Origin of the sequence: Nocardia sp. NPDC060255, from assembly GCF_042727395.1 — a bacterium.
Classification (GTDB): domain Bacteria; phylum Actinomycetota; class Actinomycetes; order Mycobacteriales; family Mycobacteriaceae; genus Nocardia.
On the sequence record NZ_JBHXAU010000002.1, the window covers coordinates 132,875 to 148,604 of the forward strand.

The window sequence follows — 15,730 nt, forward strand, 5'->3', positions numbered from 1 at the left end:
TCTTGTGGTGGTGAAAATCGACCTCGGCACGGTGGTCTCGACCCGGGCGCACTCGTCGCGGCCATGCGTCATCTGGGGTTCGATATTTCCCCAGACGATGTCGATCTTGCTCCCGAGGGCGGCGGAATCCGCCCACACGCCGCGAGGTGATCAGCTGGACGTGTGGCGTCGCTTGTCGTATACCGCACGGAGATTCGCGCTGAACTTCTTGGCGGTGTCCTGAGCCTGCTGTCCGCGTTCGGAATTGAGCAGTTGCCTGGCGGCCTCCCCGGTGTGCCTGCCCGCTTCCTGCCCCAGCCGACGCAGCTGGACCGCCTGGCTGGATTCGCGCAATTGCCGGAGTCGTTCATCCTCGGCAAGGTGTTGTGCCTGCTGTTTCATGGCGTTGGTGACAGCTTGCGTGCGTTCCAGGCCGGCCTGGGCGCCGCGTTCGAGGATCGCCGCATCCCGTGCGGCCTGCCATGACCTTTGATACAAACCCGCGCGCACCACCGTGGTCCCCGCGATCCGATCGATCATTGTTCGACCGCCCGCCAAAGGCACGGCGTTGAGCACCAGCGCCGCGACGGCGACCGCCCAAAGAACGAGGGACAGCACGAATTTGCCCGCGAGTAGCGCGAGACAGGCGCCGGCGTACAGGCCGACATCGACCAAGGTGGTGGCGAATGCGCGACGGGCAGACTGCCACTTACCCAGGACGCCTTGCGGATCCGTGAGTGAATGAACTCTGATGTCCAGCAAGAGCTTTCCGAGCGTGCGCCCCTTCCAGGCCAGCGCCGCGAACTGGTAGGCGAACACCAGCAGCACCAGTGCGACGAACGCCTCGGCGATCAGCAGCAGGATCTCACCGAAGACGTCCCACCCAAACGTTTTTCCCGCGCCGCCCCAGTCCCCGTTCGCGCGGAACAGATCCCAGCCACCCGATTCCGCGAGCCCAGGCCAGCTGGAGAGATAGTCGGCGATGCGGTAGTGCGTTATCGAGCCGAGCAACACCGCGGCAGCCACGATCAGCGCGAAATCGATAACCCATGCGGCGATTCGCCTACCGGCCGACGCCTGATCAGGTGGCGGAATGTGCTCGGCCATCGTGTGCACCTCTTCGCAGTACCGGGCGGGCTTGCGGGGCCCGGCTCGCCGGCGGTCTGTTCTCGCATCTCACAGATTCCTCGTCGCGGCGAGGTCACACCATCGGCTGAACAGCCGACATGAGCTTTGCGTCCCGAATCGGGTACGCCTGCCCTGTCAGTAGTCCGCTGTGCGGGTGCGACAGTAGCAAAGAACGGCGGAGACGCCGAATATCGAGGCGGAGAAGAGGTTTCGGAGCGTCCGGGCTAGGCGGAGACCCGCGGGGAGGCCGAAGGGTGCACATCGACAGCAACCGGCCGGTGGCGCGGCGCGGGACGCCGTTGCGCCAGATGCGCGGCGACAACCACACCGTGCGTCGCGATCACAACGGCTGACGCAGTACCGATTCCCACCAGTAGCAAACCCACGACAGATACCGATCCTTCCAATGCACGGTTCCGAGGGCGCCCTGTGCGCCGTCGGGCAGGATGCCCCGCCGCCCGTAGCCCAAACAGCCTGTGATCCAGAACACACCATCGCGGTGATCATTAGGCTGACATCGTGATCACCTGTGTTGTGGAGTACGTGATCGATCCAGCGAAGATCGACGCATTCGAGCGATTCGGCCGCCGGTGGATGGAACTGGTCGATCGCCACGGCGGCACCCATCACGGCTATTTCCTGCCCTCGGAAGGGGCAAGCGACAAGGCCATGGCGCTGTTCAGCTTCGCCAGCCTCAGCGCCTACGAACAGTACCGAGCGCTGTTCGGCGTCGACCCCGACTTCATCGCGGCCGACCGCATCAGGGACGAGAGCGGCTGCGTGCTGCGGTACGAGCGCACCTTCATGCGCCCACTACTGCCCGAACCCGAGTAGTTCAGGCAGGCGCGTTGTCGCGGACGTGCACGGGCACGTCGTCGGCCCACGGCTGGCGGGTCACCATGTCGGCCACATACACGACACCGCGCTCGAATTCGCCCGTGGCGGCGTCGACCAGGCGATAGGCCTGCGTGCCCTTGTTGATCGGCTGGGCGTCGAGCAGAACGACGCGGACTTCGCCGGGCTCGAAGTGGCATCGCTCCTGCATCGCGGCGATGAGCTGTTCGTTGTGCAGGTGGCCGTCGCCGAAGTTCCAGCCGACGGCGGTGCTGCAGATGCGTTCGCCGTCGGTGAGAGTGTATTCGTCCTCGTGGCCGGTCGGCATGGCCCGATGGACCAGGGTGAACAGCGCGCGGCCGTGAGTGTTCATGGCGCGGAAGGCGTAGCCCATGTACATCGGGATCTGCGCGCGGTCCTTGCCGTAGAACCGCTCGAGTTGTGCCTGCGGCATGCTGGCGATCGCGACGATCCCGCGGCCGATCTTCTCCGCCGCCGACGGTTTGACGCACCACATCGTGGTGTCCCAGTTGCCCGCGTAGTAGCGCATGCCGGGCAGGAACGAGATCTTGCGCGGGAACAGGTTTCCGGCGAGCACGATGCCCGCGAGCACGACGAACAGCACCGCCACCAGTACGGGATTGTGCAGGTCCGCGAGCCCGAGATCGGCGTGCGCGACGAACAAGACCAGCACGCCGAAGATCATGAAGACGTTCCACTCCAGCGGCACGCCCATCGGGACGGCGGTCAGGATGCCCAGGTGGAAGCCGACCATCACGACCGCGGCGATCGTCGTCACGAGCCCGCCGTGCGCGAAGAACAACACCAGCGGGACCAGCAGCTCGACGGCGGTAGCGCCGTGCGCGAAGAGGCGGGACAGGCGGCCCGGCCGCAGGTCGTCGGGGAAGTTCTCGAAGAACTTGCGCTTCAGCGACTTTCGCCGGATGACCGGACTGTTGGACATCATGGTGGAGATCACGAACGGGAAGTGCTTGTTCAGCTTCGAGATCGCCGCGCCCATCCAGATCACCACGAAAACCACCTTGGCGGCGACGATCACGTCGATGCCGGTGAACAGGAAGGTGACCGTCAACGTGGCGTAGACCTCGCCGCGCGCCGCCAAAAATATCACCTTGTCGCGCAACCCGACTGCCACGAGCAGGGCGAGGACCGCGACGATCTGCCACACCGGAAGCAGGCCCACCGTCGTATCCAACTCCGGTACCGGGCCGGTCCCGTCGGACAGCAACGCGACCACTGTCATCACCAGCAATGCGGCATACAGCGCGACATCCACTACTGACCGAGTTGTGCCCTCGGTCAGGGGAATACGCCACGGCGGCAGCCGAATAGTCTTGGGCCGCAACCAATACAGGATCGAACCGAACGGCGGGAAGAACCTGTTGTTCAGCGGCCCGAACCCACACCCGAGCCCGACCACCTCGAACAGCAACGTATACAGCACGGCCTTCTGGAAGACGATCGGCTCCGACCACCAGTCACCGACGTTCGTGAATCCATCGATGCCCTTGGTGCACAACACGATCAGCCAACCGCCGAGCACATAGAGGCCGACCTTGCCGACATAGAACAGATGCAACGCGACCGGCGTCCCGAAACCCACCTCGGCCCAATGCCGGGCCATCGGGCGTATTCGTTCGCTGCGAGTGCCTTTGCTCCACTCCGCCATATCGACCACGGGCAGTTCGGGCTCGAGAAACCCCATAGAGCACTCTCCGATTCGACGACACCGAGGTGCCCAGCCGAATCAGGGACCTCCCGGTCCCTCGATACGTTGACAGGAACTGCAACGTGTGTCAATTCTGTAGGCTCGAAACGATCGCGCCGAGGCGGTCGCCGAGGCCCGGCGGGCCGGTAGGCGACGGTGCGCGCCGAGGAATCACCGGACGCGAACGAGGGTCGCCGGGATAATCGGTGGCGTGCCCGCTGCGGCACGCCGGTCGAGAGGAGACCTTCGTGTCCGATTCGCACAAGCCCCGATCGTTTGCCGTAGGCACGATGGCCGGTGTCAATCCGCCGCTGGGCGCCGCGCGCTTCCTGGTCCGGATGGCTCGGCTCGGCCGGCTGGATTCGATTCTGGCGCCGGATCATTTGATCAGCGTGTTTCCGCACGCCATCTGGGATACCGATTTCACGCCGCAGGCGAAGGCGCTGCCCAGCCCGGACGCGCAGTTCGACTACGCCCCGCTGCTCGCGCATCTGGCCGCCGGGGCCGGGCGGGTGCAGCTGGGGGTCGGGGTGACCGATCCGCACCGCAGGCATCCGGTCATGCTGGCGCAGACGTTTCTCACGCTGGCGCACATGACGAAGGTGCCGCCGATCCTCGGCCTCGGGTCCGGCGAGACCGAGAATCTCGATCCGTACGGGTTCACCTGGAATCGGCCGGTCGACCGCCTGGAGGAGGCGCTGCAGGTGATTCGCGCGGCACTGACCGAGGCGGAACGCATCGACTTCACCGGAAAGTATTACCGAATCGACAAGGCGCCAATGGATTTGACCGTCCCGGCCGACCGGATGCCGCAGATCTGGCTCGGCGCGCACGGGCCACGGATGCTCGAGCTGACCGGGCGCTACGCCGACGGCTGGTATCCGTGGGAGACGCTCTCGCCGGACGAGTACGAGCGCAAGCTGAAGCTGGTGCACACCTCCGCCCGCGCCGCCGGTCGCGACCCCGGCGCGATCGTTCCCGCGCAGATGATCCAAATGCTCACCGCGCGAACCCAAGCCGGGATCCGGCGACTATTGCGCGCCCCGTCGGTGCGCTATCTCGGCTTGCTCGCCCCGGACACCGTCTGGGCGCGCTACGGCGTGAAACACCCACTCGGCGAAGGCTTCCGCGGCCTGATCGATCTGCTGCCGCACCAGCTCACCAAGACCGAGGTGCAGGCGGCGATCGCGGAGGTCCCCGACGAGGTGCTGCACGACTGGCTGATGATCGGCACTCCCCCGGAGATCCTGGCCCGCGTCCGCACCCTGTCCGACGCGGGCTTACGGCACGCCATCATCTTCCCCACCGCCGCCCTGGTATCCAACGCCGACATGGCATTCGGCTACGGCGTCCTGCTCTGGTTGGCGAGGCAGCTGCGGCGACAGCCGGTTTAGGGGTACCGATGCGCATCCTTGTATCCGGTGCCAGCATCGCCGGACCCGTACTCGCCTACTGGCTCAATCGATACGGATTCGACGTCACGGTCGTCGAACGCACTGCGGCACCACGCAAGACCGGCGGCGGCCATGCAGTGGACCTGTTCCGGCCCGCGATGCAGATCGTCGAACGGATGGGCGTGGTCGACGAGATTCGGGCCGAAGCCACTGGGACCGATGCCCTCGTGATTCGCCGACCCACCGGCAAGACGGTGACACTGGATCTACGCAAGCTCTTCACTGCCGTATCCGATAGTCACGTCGAGATCATGCGTGATGATCTGAGCGAGATCCTCTACAACACAACATCATCCGATGTCGACTATCTCTTCGACGAGTCGATCGCCACCATCGGCGACGACGGCGAGGTCACCTTCGAGCACAGCCCGCCACAGCGCTTCGACGTAATCGTCGGGGCCGACGGGCTGCACTCGAACGTCCGCCGATTGGTCTTCGGCCCGGAATCCGGGTTCACCACATGGCTCGGCGCGTATCTGGCGATTTTTTTCCGTGCCCAACCACCTGGAGTTGGACGGCGTCATGGAGATGACCGTCGACGTCGGCCGGGTCGCGGGCGTCTACAGCGCCGCGCACATGCCCGACGCTCGGGCAGGCTTCTTTCTCCGCACGCCGCAACCGCTGGACTATCACTACCGTGACACCGAGCGGCAGAAAAAGTTGTTGCGCAACCACTTCCGCAGCATGGAGTGGGAAGTTCCCCGGCTGCTCGCCGAGCTGGACCACACTCCGTCCTTCTACTTCGATTCCATCACGCAACTGCGATTGGACACCTGGTCTCGCGGTCGGGTCACCTTGGTCGGCGACGCGGCGTACTGCCCCGGCCCCGCCGTCGGCGGCAGCACCAGCATGGCCGTGGTGGGCGCCTACATCCTCGCGGGCGAACTCGCCGCGCACGCAGGCAACTATTCCGCCGCGTTCGCCGCATACGAACACGAGATCCGCGAATACGTCCGCCGCAGCCGTGGTTTCGCGCGCACCGCCGCGAAAGCCCTCGTCCCCGCACGCCACTTCGACGTATGGGCAATGGTCAACGCCATCCGCCTGATCAACGCATTACCCGCCCCCGTGAGTCGCGCAGCCGCCAAGCTCAACACCAAAGGCGTGCGACTACACGACTCAATCACCGTAAAGGACTACGCGGCGTTCGACAGAATCCGCGAATAGCGCTGCTGGACAATAGATCAGGAGGAAATGGTGTCGTTGGCCTCTCGGCCGATGCCAGCACCAGTTCCTCCTGATCGTTCGTCCAGCCGTGGGCGTGGAGGGCGGCGCGGACTCGGTCGAGGATTACGTGTGGGCGGTGGTGGAGGAGGGTTGCGTTGACGCGGATCACTCGCCAACCCAGTGATTCCAGGGTTGCTATCCGGTCGATGTCCTTTGTGCGCTGGGTTGGGTCGGTCCAATGGTGAGCACCGTCGTATTCGACGGCGACGCGCCATGTTTCCCAGCCCATATCGACCCGGGCGACGAAACCGCCGGCGCGGTCGCGGACCACGAGTTGGGTTGTGGGTCTGGGTGATCCAGTGCGGTAGCTGCGCACAATGCGTCCAGGATTGGTACGGCCTGGTCGCGGGGCAACTGTCGGCCGAGGTCGAACGCGGTCCGAGCAGGTGTAGTCACCCGGAATCCGTCGACCTCGCAACATTCGGACGGCGCAATGGTGGTGTGCACGGCTCGAATTCCGCAGGGTGGCTTGCAATGTCCGGTTCGCGCGATCTCCGCGGGCCGGTCCGGGTCAAGCCAGCGGGTGCCGTGCAAAGCCGCCGCTGAGGTCCCGATCAGTACACCAGCACCTTTCGCCCAGTGTGCCGCGGCGCGGGCGCGTCCTACCGCGTCGAGCGTGCACCCTTTGCGCAGGTAAACATCGGGGAACACGCGCACGAAGTTGTGCTGCAGTTCCCACCTAGTGACCAGGCCCGCGGCCCTGGCCCAAGACCCCGGAAACGGTTCATCCAAGACCCCCATGTCAGCCACTATGCCCTCACCCACCGACATGGTTGACCGAGGGGGAACTGGTGCAAGTCGGCTCTCGGGCGATACCAGCACCAGTTCCTCCTGATCGGCTGACCGACAGGGGAATCCGGATGGCGCTGCGCGGTGGCGCGCGGTTGTCAGGTGGGGGAAGTAAGCGGACATCAGTGGGGTGGGTCGGTCATGATGTTGTCTTATGGTGGATTACGCGATGACATTCGACCGGGTTCGGGGATCCCTGGTGGGCGGGGCGATTGGGGATGCGCTGGGGTGGCCCATCGAGTTCTTGAAGTTGGATCAGATTCGGGGGCGGTATGGGGAGGCGGGGGTGACGGGGTTTCTGCCGCAGCACAATGCGGGGGCACCGCAGGAGATCACTGATGACACGCAGATGACGTTGTTCACGGCCGAGGGGCTGTTGCGGTCGGCGGTGGGGGCCGATCCGGTGCCTGCCTTGCGGCGGGCTTATCTGCGGTGGTTGCAGACTCAGCAGGGCGGCAGGCCCGCCGCGCAGAGTGATGGCTGGTTGGCGAGTTTGCCGTTTCTGTATGCGTCTCGGGCGCCGGGGAATGCGTGCATGTCCGGACTCAGTCGGCAGTCGCGGGGATATGTTGCGCCGGAGCCGTTCGGGGAGAACGGGCCGGTGAATCCGCACTCGAAAGGGTGCGGGACGGTGATGCGGTCCGCGCCGTTCGGGCTGGTGGGAGTGGGACCTGATCAGGCCTTCGTGATGGCGGCGCGGGCCGCGCAGTTGACGCACGGGCATCCGACGGGATACCTCGCGGCGGGCGCGTTCGCGGCGATCCTCGATCGGGTGGTGAGCGGGTTCGAGTTGCCGATCGCGGTGCAGCAGACGATCACCCAGCTCGAGGGGTTTCCGTCGAATGCGGAGACGGTGGCCGCGTTGAACAGGGCGGTCACGTTGGCCGAGGACCCGCCGACCGCCGAGCAGGTCGAGCAGGTCGGCGCGGGCTGGATCGCCGAGGAATGCCTGGCCATCGCGGTGTACTGCGCGCTGCACGCGGCCAAGACCGGCGATGTGCGCGCGGCGCTGCTGCTGTCGGTGAACCATTCCGGTGACTCCGATTCCACCGGCGCGGTGGCGGGCAACCTGATCGGCGCGGTGCACGGCATCTCCGCGCTGCCGATGGATTGGGCGGCGACGGTCGAGGGACGCGATGTACTGGTCCAGGTGGCCGACGACCTCGTCATGAACTTCGGCGTCGGTGATCGAACCGCGCTCGACGCCCGATACCCTCTGGATACAGGCCTATGACTCGGTAACGGACCGGTCGGCCCGATCGATGAATATCAAGATCGTTGGGGCGGAATCGACTGGGAGACGATATGAGGGCACTTGTTTTGGCGATCGCGGCTGTTGCCGCGGTAGGTGCACTAGCGGGGTGTTCGAACGACGGGAAGAACACTGTCACGAGTGCCCCGTCTGGTGCGGGCACGCCAGCTTCCGTCGCAACGGAAGCGTCACCGCCACAGCGTAATCCGACAGCAGCACCGGAGACGGCGGGCAGCGCTGCCACGAAGCTGCCGTCTCGCGACGACGCGACCGTCGACGCGCGCGACTATCAAAGCGACGGCAAGTACTACTTCCAGTCGCCGAGCGGGAACATCCTGTGCGGGTTCATCGAGTCCGACGGCATCGGCACGGGCTGCCAATTGGCGCACGCGTCGGTGGTGCCCGCGGCGCTGCCGGACTGCGGCACCCGCGCGGACCGCGAGGTGGCGGCGCAGGTAATCGGCGGCAAAGGGCAGTTCCAGTGCCTGAGCCAGGGCATTTTCGTCGGACCGCCGCTCGACGGCGGCAACCGGGGCGGCGGCAAGGTGCTCGGATACGGCCAGACGATCATTGTCCGCGGCATCGCGTGCACCTCGATGACCGCCGGTGTCCGGTGCGATCAGGGTGGTCACGGCTTCTTCATCGCCGCCGACGCGCAGTCGCTGTTCTGACACGTCGTTGAGATCGCCCGGCCGCACGAAGGGCCGGGCAATCCCAAAGCTGTTCAGCAGCCCAGTGTTTCGGCGAGTTCGGTGAAGCTGGTGACGGTCAGGTCGCTCTGGGTATCCTCGGCGCGGCCGGCTTTGCCGTCCGGGCCTTTCTCCAGTGGACGTTCGAGGAAGGCGGTGCGCATCCCTACCGCCTTCGCACCGTAGATATCCCAGGTGTGCGCAGCGACCATGAGCACCTGGGCGGGCTCGACATCGAGTAGCCCGGCCGCGGTGCGATACACCTGCGGCTCGGGCTTGTAGGCCTGGGCGAGTTCGGCGGACAGGATGCAGTCGAAGGGCAGGCCCGCCGCCTTGACCAGCCGGGTGAGCAGCGCGAAACCACCGTTGGACAGCGCGGCCAAGGTGTATCGATCACTCAGGCGGGCAAGACCTGCCACGGAATCGGGCCAGGCGGGCAGCAGATGCCAAGCACGGACCAGGCGCTTGCGGGCTGCTTCGTCGAGGTCAGCGCCGTGCCGGTCCAGCAGTTGATCGAGCGATTCCCGATGCAGGGTGTCGAGGTAGGCCCACGCTCGCTCGCCGTTCGTAACCCGTTGCATGGCAGGCACATACATGTCGCGCCACGCGTTGGTGAAGACCTCGGCATCGAGATCGACGCCGGCCGTGCGGAATACCTCGGCGGCCTGCTCCGAGACCCCGGTGAACCAGTCCACGGTGGTGCCGAAGATGTCGCAGGCCAGCACCTGGATGGCTGTCGGATCGAACTCTGACATCTGCTCTCCCTTCCGATGTCAACATCGCACAGATCGAAACGCGGCGCGGCGTTTCCTACCAGTCGACGATGCCGAGCTCGTGCAGTTTGCGGAACACCAGCATCGAGCCGGGCGCGACCTGGTCCATCGCGGCGTACTCGCTCACCGTGAAGTAGCGCAGCTCGGCGATCTCACTGGTCGGCTTGGGTTCACCGTCCAGTTCGGCGGTGAAGCACGTCATGTGCAGCCGGGTGCCCGCGGCGTGGCCGACCGCCTGCGCCTCGAAAACACCGAGCTCATCGCAGGACACGACGCCGACGCCGAGTTCCTCGCGCACCTCGCGATGTAGCGCGCCTTCGGGCGTCTCGCCGGGGTCGATCTTCCCGCCCGCCATGTAGAAGATGTCCTTGCCGATCGATCGCGTCTGCAGCAGACGACGATCCCTGATGTGGGCCAACGCGGCTGTGCGAATCACCGGACCACCCTACTTTTCCGGTTCGGGTCGCGAGCAAGCGAATATCGGTCAGCGGCGCCGGCATCGGATGCTGGACATGTACTCGACCCGGTCAGCGCCACCAAACCGGTCCGGCAACCACTATCGTGACGGAGCGAAACTGTTCAATTGGCGAGAGGCACGGGGGATTACACGGTGAACACCACTCGAGGTGGCTGGTCGACCCTCCCATCGGAGTCGGAGCGCGCCCAGCACAACCGCAAGGTTCTGGTCGGACTGGTGGCGGGCGGCGTGCTGTTCGCGCTCGTCGTCGCGGTCTGCGTCGGCGTGGTGGCGCGCGACCTCACCAAGGACTTCATCGGTACGGCGCGACCGGTTCAGGACGCCAGTCAAGTTCCGGTGGCCAACCAGCTGCCCGCCGCGCCCGCGGGCGTCACCGACAACGGCGCGATCCGGATCGGCGATCCCGGCGCGAAAGTCACCGTGCGGGTGGTCGCCGACCTGCAGTGTCCCGCGTGCCAGATGTTCGAGAAGGCCAACGCCAAGGTGCTCGAGGAGGCCGTGACCAGCGGTTCGGCCGCCGTAGAATACAACGTCATCTCTTTCCTGGACCGGGCATCGACCAGTCAGTACTCCTCGCGCGCGGGCAACGCCTCGTACTGCGTCGCCGAGGCGGATCCGTCGAAGTACCAGGCCTGGCTGGCCACCATGTTCGAGCAGCAGCCCGCCGAAGGCGGTGACGGCCTGCCCGACGACCGGTTGATCGAGCTCGCCCGCGATGCCGGATACACCGATTCCGCAGTGGCCCAATGCATTACCGACCGCAAGTACGACCCGTACCTGCGGGCCAAGACCAAGGAGATCCTCGCGAGCGGCATCAAGTCCACCCCATCGGTCTTCGTCAACGGCCAGCAGGTAACCGAGGCCAAGCTGCTCTTCGCTCCGGACGGGCTCGGTTCGCTGGTCACCGCCGCCCGGTAATTGTCTGTCCGGATTGCGGCTTTGCCGAACGTGTTTCGGTGCCATCGGCTAGTTTGCTGGCTATGAGTTCACGCTGGGGCGCCGCGTTCGCCATTTCCGTCCTGTCGCTGTCCGGGCTGGTCGCGGGCACTGTGCCTGCCTCGGCCGGTCCGCCCGTGGTGTCGTGCGCCGTCACGCCGACCGCGCCGGACAACCCCGCAGCCCGGCCGGTCGTGTCGCCGCCGCCGGTCGCGCTGGCCGTCGGCACCATGGACGTGACGTTCCAGTTCAACTATGGCCCGGTGACCATCCGGCTCAACCGCGCCGGGGCCGCGCCGTGCGGCGTGCAGAACATGGCAAGCCTGGTGCTGCAACGCTTTTACGACCAGAGCCAGTGCTGGCGGCTGACCGACAGTGCCCGGCTGGGTGTACTGCAGTGCGGCGACATCTACGAGGTGGAGAAGGGTGGTCCCGGCTACCAGTTCCCCGATGAGGTCGACGGCACCGAGACCTATGAGCGCGGCACGGTCGCCATGGGCAATCAGGGGCCGGGCACCAACGGCAGCGAATTCTTCATCGTGCACTCGTTCGCGCATATTCCGGCGAACTATTCGGTGCTCGGCCAGGTCGTGAGCGGCATGGACGTGCTGGATCGGATGGTTGCCGCGGGCATCACGCCGACCGAGCGCGGGCCACTCGACGGGCTGCCCGCCGAGCCGGTGGTGATCAACGCCGCCCGCCTGGGATAGCGCGAGCCCCCAGAGTTGGGGGGTGCTGCGGGGCAACCGGTTTCACGTAGCGGTGCGGTAGCTTCGGACGGATGAGTACATCGAAAAGCAGTATGAAGCGTGGGATCGGCAGTGTAGTGCTGGCAGGTGGGGTGGTTGTCGGTGTCTTGGCAGGATCGGGGACGGCGGCCGCGGACAGCGGTTCTGCTGGTATCTCAGCGGTAGCGGACGATGGGTGCACGTTCTCGTCGGTCGGTGGTTCGTGCACCGATCCGGGGCCGGTGGGCAACGCATTGATCGGCTTCAAGAATTGGCTCAAGAGCATGGGGTACGGGACCGGCAGTTCGTCGGGGACCGCGTACTTCTTCTGACGGCACGGTGCCCCCGCTTCGGCGGGGGCATTTCCATCGGCTGGTAATCGGGGAGGGAACAGGATGCCGACGATTCCTGAGTGGTCCAAGCAACTTCCGTGGGGAGTGCGCGTCGACTGGGGTTTGGCGGGCGCGCGGGCTTTGGGGCCCGATAGTGCGGCGATTGTCGTTATCGATGTGCTGTCGTTCACGACATCGGTGTCGGTCGCTCTCGACGCGGGGACGCGAGTTTTCCCGTATCCGTCACGAGACGAGACAGCGGCGGAATTCGCGGTAAGCCATGACGCGCAACTAGCTGTCGGGCGTAAATCCGCGTCCGAGCAGCAACCATGGTCGCTATCCCCTGCGGCGCTTCGACGGGCACCCGCCCCGGCACGCCTGGTATTGCCGTCGCCGAATGGATCGGCCATTTCGGCCGCAGTCAGTGGAGTGCCCGTGATCGCGGGGTGCCTGCGGAACGCGTCCGCAGTCGCTCGCTGGATCGTCGAGCAAGGCTGGGGCACCGCGGACCAGCCGATTTCGGTAATCGCCGCGGGCGAGCACTGGCCGGGCCAGGACGTACTACGGCCCGCGATCGAGGATTGGTTCGGCGCTGCCGCGATCATCTCGGCCCTCGCCGAGAACGGTGCCGGACCACTCTCGCCCGAGGCGTCGGCGGCCAAGGCCACCTATGACGCGACGGCCGATATTCCTTCGCTGATCACCCAGTGCGCCTCCGGGCGCGAACTCGCGAGTATCGGATTCGCCGATGATGTCGCCGTCGCGATCGAAATCGACGCGAGCAAGGTTGTTCCGGTGCTGGTAGACGGGGCCTTTACCGACGCGGCAGACTGAGGTGGCGGACAATGATGACCGAAGTGTGACGTCGCGCCGACCGGGGACTTTCCCACCAGGAGCCCGGGTTGTACGTGGGGCCGATATGAGGAGGTCATGTGGCACAGGAATACAACAGGAATCCCGCGGCCGTCGCCGCCCTGTCCCCTGAGCAGTACCACGTCACCCAGGAGAACGGGACCGAGCGCGCGTTCACGGGCGAGTACTGGGATAATCACGAACCGGGCATCTACGTCGATGTGGTGTCGGGTGAGCCGTTGTTCGCTTCGGTCGACAAGTTCGACAGCGGGTCGGGCTGGCCGAGTTTCACCAAGCCGATCGACGCCGCGAATGTGGTCGAGAAGCGAGACTTCAGCCATCTGATGATTCGCACCGAGGCGCGTTCGGCGCACGGTGGCAGCCATCTCGGGCACGTGTTCACCGACGGGCCGCGCGCCGAAGGTGGCCTGCGGTATTGCATCAATTCGGCGGCGCTGCGCTTCATTCACCTCGATGATCTCGAGGCCGAAGGATACGGGCAGTTCCGGACTCTGTTCACGAAGGAGGACGCGTGACCGACACGCGAAAGGCCATTCTCGCCGGCGGGTGTTTCTGGGGTATGGAGGACTTGATTCGCAGGCAGCCCGGGGTGGTGTCGACGCGGGTCGGCTACACCGGTGGGCGCAACGATCACCCCACCTACCGCAACCATCCTGGCCATGCGGAGGCCGTGGAGATCACCTACGATCCGGCGCAGACCGACTACCGCGCGCTGCTGGAGTTCCTGTTCCAGATCCACGATCCGACGACCAAGGACCGGCAGGGCAACGACATCGGTAGCAGCTACCGGTCGGCGATCTTCTACCTCGACGAGGATCAGAAGCGGGTCGCGCTGGACACCATCGCCGACGTGGACGCGTCGGGGCTGTGGCCGGGACCGGTCGTTACCGAGGTGACGCCGGCGAGTGAGTTCTGGCAGGCCGAGGCCGAGCACCAGGACTACCTGCTGAAGTACCCGGACGGGTACACCTGCCACTTCCCGCGGCCCGGCTGGAAGCTGCCGAAGCGGGAGAACGCCGCGAAGTAAGCGGTCGTGCCCGAGAGATGTTCGGGCACACCGTGACCGAGTAAAACTGAAAATGTGCACAACCGACTGCGCCACCTGCTTCAGGTGGCGCAGTCGCCGTTCGTACCGAGCCCATTGAACCGATGCTCGGTGTAACCCCGTTCCGTACTCAGTAGGGAGCGTGGTTACACCGCACTCAGAAGGTGGGCATGGTGGGACGAACAGGCGCCGGGCCGTCGCAGGCGGAACCGGGATCGGGCCGGGAGTTGCGGCTGGTCTCCGGTGACGGCTATTCCGACTGGGAAGCCGTGTATCGGGACAACGTCTCCTGGGTGTTCGCGCTGATGTTCTCGAAGGTCGGCAACCGACCGGACGCCGAGGATCTGACGGCCGAGGTGTTCATGGCCGCGCTGAAGCCGCTGCGGGTTTCGGCGAGCGTGGCCGAGGTGCGCGCCTACCTGCGGGCCACCGCGCGCACCGTGCTCGCGGGCTACTGGCGGACGCGCATGGGCCGGGAGATCACCACCATCGAGGACGATATCGTCGATGATCGGCCCGAGCCCGAGCCGCCGGACCCGACCTCCGCGGCTCGGGCGCGGGCGGTGCTGGATCGGCTGCCGGATCGCTACCGGCGGATCCTGGAACTACGGTTCCTGCAAGGGCTGTCGGTGCGCGATGCGGCGCATACGTTGGGTGTCAGCGTCGCGAATGCGAAAGTGTTGCAGCATCGTGCGTTACAGATGGCGGCGCGGGAGAGTGCGGGAGGTGCCGAGTGAGCGGGCGAGACGTGCGGCGGTACGTCGAGCAGTTGCTGGCCGGGCGCAGGCCCCGAGCGTTCCGGCCGGACGCCGACGACGCCGAGCAGATGCGCACGGCCATCGAGCTGCGGGCCGCGCGGCTCGGTAGTCAGGCGCCCAGTGAGGAATTCCTGGCCGATCTGCATCGGCGGCTCGCTACCGAAATCGACGGCACGGCAACCGAACCCACCGCAGCGGGGGCGACACCGCGCCGCCGGGTGGTGATCGGGACGTCGGCGGCCGCGGTGGCGGCGGCCGCCGGTGCGGCGATCGATCATGCCGTTGTCGGTCGTGAGCAGCCGAACGAGCCTGCCGCACAGGAGACTTTGACGCCGAACAACGGCGCCTGGCGCGCGGTCGCGGCCAGTTCCGAGTTCCCCGAGGGCGGCATCATTCACTTCGATGTCGGCACTCTGAGCGGATTCGTGCGCCGCGTCAACGGGGTGGTGACGGCGGTGTCCGGTGTGTGCACTCATCAGGGCTGCAAGTTGTGGCTCGACTCCCCCGCCGCCCAGCTCCGTTGCCCGTGCCACTCGACCTCGTTCGCCGCCGACGGCCGGGTGCTCGCCCATCAGTTGCCGATCGCGCCCGCGCCGCTGCCGCACCTGCGGGTACGGGAAAACAACGGCGCGATAGAGGTATTCGCGCCGACCGAGCCCGCCTGAGCCGGTGTAACCCCGGTCGCTATCTATCGGTGAGGACCCGCACCAGCGGGCAGACCCACCC

At 66.0% G+C, this 15,730-nt stretch carries 17 protein-coding genes and 1 pseudogene; 13 read left to right on the plus strand and 5 right to left on the minus strand.

The window, feature by feature from the left end:
* Window positions 1–150 precede the first annotated feature (150 nt).
* Window positions 151–1,086 (minus strand): RDD family protein, encoded by a 936-nt coding sequence (locus ACFWF1_RS06445; protein ID WP_379285942.1) that lies wholly within the window; start codon window positions 1,084–1,086, stop codon window positions 151–153.
* 540 nt (window positions 1,087–1,626) lie between these two features.
* On the opposite strand from ACFWF1_RS06445, the gene ACFWF1_RS06450 reads away from it, so the two are divergent.
* A complete protein-coding gene (locus tag ACFWF1_RS06450) occupies window positions 1,627–1,941 on the plus strand; it encodes an NIPSNAP family protein (protein WP_379285944.1) in 315 nt (104 codons plus the stop codon).
* Between the two features lies 1 nt (window position 1,942).
* Here the strand turns inward: ACFWF1_RS06450 and ACFWF1_RS06455 are convergent, their stop codons facing one another.
* Window positions 1,943–3,667: a DUF3556 domain-containing protein gene (locus tag ACFWF1_RS06455; RefSeq protein WP_379285946.1), complete on the minus strand. Its 1,725-nt coding sequence runs from the start codon at window positions 3,665–3,667 to the stop codon at window positions 1,943–1,945.
* A gap of 251 nt (window positions 3,668–3,918) precedes the next feature.
* Between ACFWF1_RS06455 and ACFWF1_RS06460 the strand changes: the two genes are divergently transcribed.
* Both ACFWF1_RS06460 and ACFWF1_RS06465 read left to right on the plus strand, forming a co-directional pair.
* On the plus strand, window positions 3,919–5,064 hold the full coding sequence (locus ACFWF1_RS06460) for an LLM class flavin-dependent oxidoreductase (protein WP_379285947.1): 1,146 nt from the start codon (window positions 3,919–3,921) through the stop codon (window positions 5,062–5,064).
* 8 nt (window positions 5,065–5,072) lie between these two features.
* Window positions 5,073–6,291 (plus strand): annotated as a pseudogene (locus ACFWF1_RS06465) (FAD-dependent monooxygenase).
* Here the strand turns inward: ACFWF1_RS06465 and ACFWF1_RS06470 are convergent.
* Window positions 6,248–6,772 carry an endonuclease domain-containing protein gene (locus ACFWF1_RS06470; RefSeq protein ID WP_379285948.1) on the minus strand — a complete coding sequence of 175 codons (525 nt, stop codon included), beginning with the start codon at window positions 6,770–6,772 and terminating at the stop codon, window positions 6,248–6,250. The pseudogene ACFWF1_RS06465 and the gene ACFWF1_RS06470 sit on opposite strands and share 44 nt — an antisense overlap.
* Before the next feature lie 537 nt (window positions 6,773–7,309).
* Here ACFWF1_RS06470 and ACFWF1_RS06475 point away from each other — a divergent pair.
* Window positions 7,310–8,374 carry an ADP-ribosylglycohydrolase family protein gene (locus ACFWF1_RS06475; RefSeq protein ID WP_379285950.1) on the plus strand — a complete coding sequence of 355 codons (1,065 nt, stop codon included), beginning with the start codon at window positions 7,310–7,312 and terminating at the stop codon, window positions 8,372–8,374.
* 71 nt (window positions 8,375–8,445) lie between these two features.
* The gene (locus ACFWF1_RS06480) at window positions 8,446–9,063 is read left to right on the plus strand and encodes a hypothetical protein (protein WP_379285951.1); all 618 of its coding nucleotides are present in this window, start codon (window positions 8,446–8,448) and stop codon (window positions 9,061–9,063) included.
* 53 nt (window positions 9,064–9,116) lie between these two features.
* Here the strand turns inward: ACFWF1_RS06480 and ACFWF1_RS06485 are convergent, their stop codons facing one another.
* Window positions 9,117–9,836, minus strand: coding sequence for a haloacid dehalogenase type II (locus tag ACFWF1_RS06485; RefSeq protein ID WP_379285953.1), 720 nt, complete (start codon window positions 9,834–9,836; stop codon window positions 9,117–9,119).
* Window positions 9,837–9,891: 55 nt separating this feature from the next.
* On the minus strand, window positions 9,892–10,290 hold the full coding sequence (locus tag ACFWF1_RS06490; protein ID WP_379285955.1) for an NUDIX domain-containing protein: 399 nt from the start codon (window positions 10,288–10,290) through the stop codon (window positions 9,892–9,894).
* 174 nt (window positions 10,291–10,464) lie between these two features.
* On the opposite strand from ACFWF1_RS06490, the gene ACFWF1_RS06495 reads away from it, so the two are divergent.
* From ACFWF1_RS06495 to ACFWF1_RS06530, 8 genes are all read left to right on the plus strand, one after another.
* On the plus strand, window positions 10,465–11,250 hold the full coding sequence (locus ACFWF1_RS06495; protein WP_379285956.1) for a DsbA family protein: 786 nt from the start codon (window positions 10,465–10,467) through the stop codon (window positions 11,248–11,250).
* Window positions 11,251–11,312: 62 nt separating this feature from the next.
* A complete protein-coding gene (locus ACFWF1_RS06500) occupies window positions 11,313–11,978 on the plus strand; it encodes a peptidylprolyl isomerase (RefSeq protein ID WP_379285958.1) in 666 nt (221 codons plus the stop codon).
* 71 nt (window positions 11,979–12,049) lie between these two features.
* Window positions 12,050–12,328, plus strand: coding sequence for a hypothetical protein (locus ACFWF1_RS06505; RefSeq protein ID WP_379285960.1), 279 nt, complete (start codon window positions 12,050–12,052; stop codon window positions 12,326–12,328).
* A 63-nt stretch (window positions 12,329–12,391) separates the two neighbouring features.
* Window positions 12,392–13,162 (plus strand): 2-phosphosulfolactate phosphatase, encoded by a 771-nt coding sequence (locus ACFWF1_RS06510; RefSeq protein ID WP_379285962.1) that lies wholly within the window; start codon window positions 12,392–12,394, stop codon window positions 13,160–13,162.
* Window positions 13,163–13,260: 98 nt separating this feature from the next.
* Window positions 13,261–13,716, plus strand: coding sequence for a peptide-methionine (R)-S-oxide reductase MsrB (msrB, locus tag ACFWF1_RS06515; protein ID WP_379285964.1), 456 nt, complete (start codon window positions 13,261–13,263; stop codon window positions 13,714–13,716).
* The gene (gene msrA / locus ACFWF1_RS06520) at window positions 13,713–14,228 is read left to right on the plus strand and encodes a peptide-methionine (S)-S-oxide reductase MsrA (protein WP_357384334.1); all 516 of its coding nucleotides are present in this window, start codon (window positions 13,713–13,715) and stop codon (window positions 14,226–14,228) included. The genes msrB and msrA overlap by 4 nt, the downstream gene beginning before the upstream one ends.
* A gap of 188 nt (window positions 14,229–14,416) precedes the next feature.
* Entirely contained in the window at window positions 14,417–14,983 is a 567-nt protein-coding gene (locus tag ACFWF1_RS06525) for an RNA polymerase sigma factor (RefSeq protein WP_379285966.1), read from the plus strand.
* Window positions 14,980–15,669, plus strand: a complete 690-nt coding sequence (locus tag ACFWF1_RS06530) for a Rieske (2Fe-2S) protein (RefSeq protein WP_379285967.1) — start codon at window positions 14,980–14,982, stop codon at window positions 15,667–15,669. The genes ACFWF1_RS06525 and ACFWF1_RS06530 overlap by 4 nt, the downstream gene beginning before the upstream one ends.
* The last annotated feature ends 61 nt before the right edge of the window (window positions 15,670–15,730 follow it).